Annotated in this window: 5 protein-coding genes; 4 read left to right on the top strand and 1 reads right to left on the bottom strand. The window is 64.9% G+C overall.

What is annotated here, in order from left to right:
- Positions 1–16: 16 nt before the first annotated feature.
- From rdgB to CN311_RS19080, 3 genes are all read left to right on the top strand, one after another.
- Complete coding sequence (rdgB, locus tag CN311_RS19090; protein WP_097575291.1) at positions 17–679, top strand: RdgB/HAM1 family non-canonical purine NTP pyrophosphatase; 663 nt, start codon at positions 17–19, stop codon at positions 677–679.
- Complete coding sequence (hemW, locus tag CN311_RS19085) at positions 676–1,839, top strand: radical SAM family heme chaperone HemW (RefSeq protein WP_097575290.1); 1,164 nt, start codon at positions 676–678, stop codon at positions 1,837–1,839. The genes rdgB and hemW overlap by 4 nt, the downstream gene beginning before the upstream one ends.
- Before the next feature lie 383 nt (positions 1,840–2,222).
- A complete protein-coding gene (locus CN311_RS19080; protein WP_097575289.1) occupies positions 2,223–2,660 on the top strand; it encodes an EamA family transporter in 438 nt (145 codons plus the stop codon).
- A 73-nt stretch (positions 2,661–2,733) separates the two neighbouring features.
- Here CN311_RS19080 and CN311_RS19075 read toward each other — a convergent pair whose 3' ends face one another.
- Positions 2,734–2,922, bottom strand: coding sequence for a hypothetical protein (locus CN311_RS19075; protein ID WP_097575288.1), 189 nt, complete (start codon positions 2,920–2,922; stop codon positions 2,734–2,736).
- A 161-nt stretch (positions 2,923–3,083) separates the two neighbouring features.
- Here CN311_RS19075 and rsmI point away from each other — a divergent pair.
- Positions 3,084–3,575, top strand: a 492-nt coding sequence (rsmI, locus tag CN311_RS19070; RefSeq protein ID WP_097575292.1) for a 16S rRNA (cytidine(1402)-2'-O)-methyltransferase, incomplete at its 3' end; no start/stop codon positions are given.

Below are 3,575 nucleotides of genomic sequence, written 5' to 3'. Positions count from 1 at the left end.
GAATCTGGGGCATCTGATGCATTCGCTGAACGGACAGAAAATCGTCGTCGCCAGCCACAATGAAGGCAAGCTGCGGGAATTCGCCGATCTGATGGCGCCCTTCGGTTTCGAAGCAAAGTCGGCAAAGCAATATGGCCTGCAGGAGCCGGACGAGACCGGCACCACATTCGAGGAGAACGCCTATATCAAGGCGTTTGCCCCCGCCCAGGCGACGGGCCTGCCGGCTTTGTCGGACGATTCCGGCCTGTGCGTCGATGCGCTTGACGGCGCGCCCGGCGTCTACACCGCCAATTGGGCCGAAACCACTGACGGTTCGCGCGACTTCGGCATGGCCATGCAACGCACCGAAGTGGCGCTGCAAGACGTCGGCGCGGTCGATCCGGCACAACGCAAGGGCCGCTTCGTCGCCGTGATCTGCCTGGCCTTCCCCGACGGCGCCGCCGAATATTTCCGGGGCGAGGTCGAGGGCACGCTGGTGTGGCCGCCGCGCGGCGAGCTTGGCTTCGGCTATGATCCGGTGTTCTTGCCGGACGGTTTCGAAATGACCTTCGGCGAGATGAGTGCTGCGGAAAAGCATGGCTGGAAGCCCGGCCAGCCGGAGGCGCTGTCGCACCGCGCCCGCGCCTTCCAGAAATTCGCGGAAGCGCGATTGGATTTGGCGCGATCGGGCTCGAAATGACCATGCTGCTCGACCGCAGCCCCGGCTTCGGCGTCTATATCCATTGGCCGTTCTGCGCGGCCAAGTGCCCGTACTGCGACTTCAACAGCCATGTCCGCCATCAGCCTGTCGACCAGGAGCGTTTCGCGCGCGCCTTCGAGACGGAGCTGGCGACGATGCGTGCCCGCACCGGGCCGCGCGAAGTAACCAGCATCTTTCTCGGCGGCGGCACGCCGTCGCTGATGCAGCCGCAGACCGTGGCGACGGTGCTGGACGCGGTGGCGAAGAACTGGACGGTGCCGGACAGCATCGAGGTGACGCTGGAGGCCAATCCGTCATCGGTAGAGGCCGAGCGCTTTCGCGGCTACCGGGCGGCCGGCGTCAATCGCGTGTCGCTCGGTGTGCAGGCGCTCAACGACAAGGATTTGCGCTTCCTCGGCCGGCTGCACAATGTCGAGGAAGCGCTGCAGGCGATCGGGCTGGCGCGCGAAATTTTCCCGCGCCTGTCGTTCGACCTGATCTATGCGCGGCCCGGCCAGACACCCGAGGCCTGGCAGGCCGAACTCGAGCAGGCGATCGGCCATGCCGCCGACCATCTGTCGCTCTACCAGCTGACCATCGAGGAAGGCACGCCGTTCCACGCGCTGCATGCGGCGAAGAAATTCACCATTCCCGACAATGACCACGCCGCCGATCTCTATGCGCTGACGCAGGAAATTACATCGGCGCATGGATTGCCGGCCTATGAGATCTCCAACCACGCCAGGCCGGGCGCGGAAAGCCGGCATAATCTGACTTATTGGCGCTATGGGGAATATGTCGGCGTTGGTCCCGGCGCGCATGGCCGCTTCGTCGAGAACGGCCGCCGCACCGTCACCATCGCGGAGAGAATGCCGGAGACCTGGGCCAATCTGGTCGAGGCCAAGGGCCATGGCATCACCGGCGGCGAAACCCTGACGCGTTCGGAAGAAGCCGACGAGTTCCTGCTTATGGGACTGCGGCTGGCTGAGGGCATCGATCTCACCCGCTACGAGGCGTTTTCCGGTCGCGGCCTGTCGAGCGCGCGGCTGTCCATGCTGCAGGGCGAAGGGCTGGTGGCGCCGATCGGCAACACCCGCCTGCGCGCCACGCCGGCCGGCATGATCGTGCTCGACGCGGTGGTGGCGGACCTGGCGCGGTAGCCAAGCAGGCCCACGCTCCTCGCCGAGGCTCAGCGCCCCTTCGTCATCCTTGGGCGGAGCGACGCGAAGCGGAGCGCAGACCCGAGGATCCATGCCGTGACGTGTGCGAAGAGGTCTTACGGTCCAGAACGAAGATGGGCTCTTCCTGCTGCTTGTCTTGCCATGGATTGCGACTTCTCCACCCGAAGTATTGCACATTCTGCACCGCAGCGGCGCTCACATGTCACGGCATGGATCCTTGGGTCTTCGCGACGTCGCTTCGCTCCTGCTCCGCCCAAGGATGACGAAGGCGGGGGATGCCAATCTTCGAGCCCGAGAATTGAGCTTCTGGAGACGCGGGTTTCACGGTATCTCGGTTGAGAGGCCACTTGCGAGGCATGCCAATGAACCTGACCGTTTCCTCCTGGCAGTTATGGGCGCTGTTGTCGGCGACTTTCGCAGCGCTGACGGCGATCTTCGCCAAGGTCGGCATAGAAAACATCAATTCCGATTTCGCCACCTTTATTCGCACGATCATCATACTCGTCGTGCTCGGCGCCATCCTTGCCGCCAGCGGCCAGTTCCAATCGCCTGAGACAATCCCGGGGAAGACCTGGCTTTTCCTCGGACTGTCCGGATTGGCGACCGGCGCTTCCTGGCTCTGCTATTTTCGCGCGCTGAAACTCGGCAACGCCGCGCAGGTGGCGCCGATCGACAAGCTAAGCGTCGTGCTTGTGGCGGTGTTTGGCGCGATCTTTCTCGGCGAGCGACTGTCCGGCGCGAACTGGCTTGGCGTCGCTCTTATCGCGGCGGGCGCGGTGCTGGTCGCCTATCGGGTGTGATGGAACGCCCTGCCGGGCGCTTTTCGTTTCAAGACGGGTGATGAAGATATCGAAGCGGTTGGGCATCGTCCGGTCAGTGCTCCGTCGTACTGTCGGTTTCGGTCCTGGCGTCCGCCAAGAGGCGGCGCAAAAGCCGTTTGCCGGCTTCCCTGCTGTCGGCGTTCGCGACTTCGGCGGGCACGCTCTTCTCCTTCAGCGCGGCGAAGCGCTTGCGGCCGGCATAATAGGGTTCGAAAACGTCCTGTATCTTCAGACTGTCCATCCTGCTCCTCCCGAGCGATCAAGGATTAAATCCGCGGGTGCCGGTTTCGTTCCCTACTGTGGCGAAGGCATGACGTCCGCTTGACATCTGCGTGGCTTTTGCAACCGGGCGCCAGCCGTGCCAAACAGGTCAAAATGCATTGCAGCGGCTAGAGGGCAGTGGTGACCGGCGACAAACGCAGCTATGTGATCGGGCAGACCGAGCTGGCGGCCCGGCCGCTTGCGCCGGCGCTCTATCTGGTGGCGACGCCGATCGGCAATCTGGCCGACATCACACTGCGGGCGCTGGAGACGCTGGCCGCCGCCGACATCGTCGCCTGCGAGGACACCCGCGTCAGCCGCGTGCTGCTCGACCGCTACGGCATCCGCCGCCGCACCACCGCCTATCACGAGCACAATGCCGGCGAGGCCGGGCCGAAGCTGATCGGGGCGCTCGAGGCCGGGCAGAGCGTGGCGTTGATCTCGGATGCCGGCACGCCGCTGATCTCCGATCCCGGCTACCGGCTGGTCGGCGAGGCGCTGGACCGCGGCATCCGCGTGGTGCCGATTCCCGGTCCGTCGGCGCCGCTTGCCGCGCTGACGGCGTCCGGCCTGCCTTCCGACGCCTTCCTGTTTGCGGGCTTCCTGCCGGTGAAATCAGGCCAGCGGCTGGCG

It is taken from the genome of Mesorhizobium sanjuanii, assembly GCF_002529485.1.
Lineage (GTDB): Bacteria > Pseudomonadota > Alphaproteobacteria > Rhizobiales > Rhizobiaceae > Mesorhizobium > Mesorhizobium sanjuanii.
The sequence above is the reverse complement of the archived record's forward strand: the minus strand, read 5'-3'. Positions and strand labels throughout refer to the sequence as shown.